General features: G+C 77.6%; 1 protein-coding gene and 1 pseudogene. Both read right to left on the bottom strand.

The genetic code is table 11. The features are described 5' to 3' along the window. Positions 1–1,455: sensor histidine kinase (locus VER05_RS04630; protein WP_324844228.1), on the bottom strand; the 1,455-nt coding region annotated here is incomplete at its 3' end. A 259-nt stretch (positions 1,456–1,714) separates the two neighbouring features. Further along, positions 1,715–2,152, bottom strand: a pseudogene (locus tag VER05_RS04625) (hypothetical protein); the annotation flags it as partial.

Raw genomic sequence — 2,152 nt, 5'->3', positions numbered from 1 at the left:
GGCCCGGGTGCGCCGCGCGGCGAGGTCCACCACCGCGGCGACCAGCGCCCCGTTGACCACGTACAGCGCGAGCGCGAGGGCGTGCACGGGCTCGCTGACGGTGACGGCGTGCGTCGGCGCCACGAACAGGTAGTTCAGCGTCAGGCCGGACAGCAGCGCGGTGAGCAGCGCCGGCCACAGCCCGCCGACGAGCGCGATCACCACGACGAGCAGCTGGTACGCGAGCACGTCGCTGGCGAGCGAGTCGACGCTCTTCGCGGTCACCAGCCACCACGTCAGCAGCGGGCCCAGGAGCACGCAGAGCGCGAACCCGAGCAGCCGCCGCCGCACCGTGAGCGCGCCCGTCACCCGCGGCAGCGGCAGCCGGGCGCCGGCCGCGGCGGCGTGGTTGACGATGTGCACGTCGATCGGACCGGCCTGCCGGATGACCGTGGCGCCGATCCCCGGGCCGGTGAGCGCGGCCTTGAGCCAGCCGCGCCGGCTGAGCCCGATGACGAGCTGGGTCGCGTCCTGCGCGCGAGCGAACTCGACCAGCGCGGTCGGCACGTCCTCCCCCACCACCTGGTGGTAGGTGCCGCCGAGCTGCTCGGCCAGCGCGGCCTGGGCCGCGAGCGCCCCGGGGTCGGTGTCCCGCAGGCCGGTCTGGGCGCTGACGTGCACCGCGAGCAGCTCGCCGCCGGACGACCGCGCCGCGATCCGGGCGCCGCGGCGCAGCAGCGTCTCCCCCTCCGGCCCGCCGGTCAGGGCGACGACGACGCGCTCGCGCGCCTCCCACGGCGCCTCGATCGCGTGCTCGGCGCGGTAGGAGCGCAGGGCGGAGTCGACCTCGTCGGCGAGCCACAGCAGCGCGAGCTCGCGCAGCGCCGTGAGGTTGCCGAGCCGGAAGTAGTTCGACAGCGCCGCGTCGACGCGCTCCGCCGGGTAGACGTTGCCCTCGGCCAGCCGGTCGCGCAGGGACTGCGGGGCGAGGTCGACGAGCTCGATCTGGTCCGCGGCACGGAGCACCGCGTCCGGGACGGTCTCGCGCTGCGGGACGCCGGTGATCGTGCGGACGACGTCGTTGAGCGACGCGATGTGCTGGATGTTCACGGTGGTCAGCACGTCGATCCCCGCGTCCAGCAGCGCCGTCACGTCCTGCCAGCGCTTGTCGTGCCGCGAGCCGGGGGCGTTGGTGTGCGCGTACTCGTCGACGAGCGCGACCTGGGGACGCCGGGCGAGCACCGCGTCGAGGTCGAGCTCGGTCAGCGCGATCCCGCGGTGCTCGACGCGGGCGCGCGGCACGACCTCCAGGCCCTCGACGAGCGCGGCCGTGGCGGCGCGGCCGTGGGTCTCGACGACGGCGACGACGACGTCCCTGCCGTCGGCGCGCAGGTCGCGGCCCGCCTCGAGCATGGCGTAGGTCTTGCCCACGCCGGGCGCCGCCCCGAGCAGCACGCGCAGCCGGCCCCGGGTCATCCGCTCATCCCTCCTGGTCGTCGAGGGCGAGGTCCGGGACCTCGCGGCGGTGGCCGCGCATCCCGGGGTGCTCCAGGTCCCTGCCGCGATCGTAGCCCCGGCGGGTGCGGTGACCTGCGGGTGGGCAGGGACGGTGGGCGCGGCCCCGGCGCGGACGGGCGGCACCGGTCGCGCCGGTGGCACCGGTGGCACCGGTCGGGCCGGCGGCACCGGGCCGGCCGCCCGCGGCGCGCTGCGACCGCGCGCCGCGGGCGGCGGGTCACGGCGCGGGCCAGCCGTCGTCGGCCGCCGTGGCGTCGAGCGCCCGCCGCAGCCGGACCCGGTGCACCGCGACGGCCACCCCGCCGGCGACCAGCAGCAGCACCGTTCCGCCGGCGAGCGCCACGTCCGCGCCCGTGACCGCGAGCGGCTGCTCCGGCTCGGGCACGGACGGCGGGGCCGGCGGTGGCGCGGCGACCGTCAGGGTCTCGGCCGGGTCGCCGCACTCGCCCGTCGACAGCGGCTCGCCGTCGGCGGTCGTCGTGCGCTCGACGTACCCGTAGGTGCCGGGCGCGGTCGTCGGGTACCGGCCGGTGACGTACTCCCCCGCGCCGCGGGTCAGCGGGATCGGGTCGGACGACCAGACCGGCTCGGCGCAGTCGAGCGCCTCGCCCTCCGGGGCGTGGAACAGGTCGACGACCGTGGTCGCCCCCGCCGG

Origin of the sequence: Cellulomonas sp. (assembly GCF_035634735.1) — a bacterium.
Taxonomy (GTDB): Bacteria; Actinomycetota; Actinomycetes; order Actinomycetales; family Cellulomonadaceae; genus Cellulomonas.
This window is presented reverse-complemented; position numbering and strand designations above follow the sequence as displayed.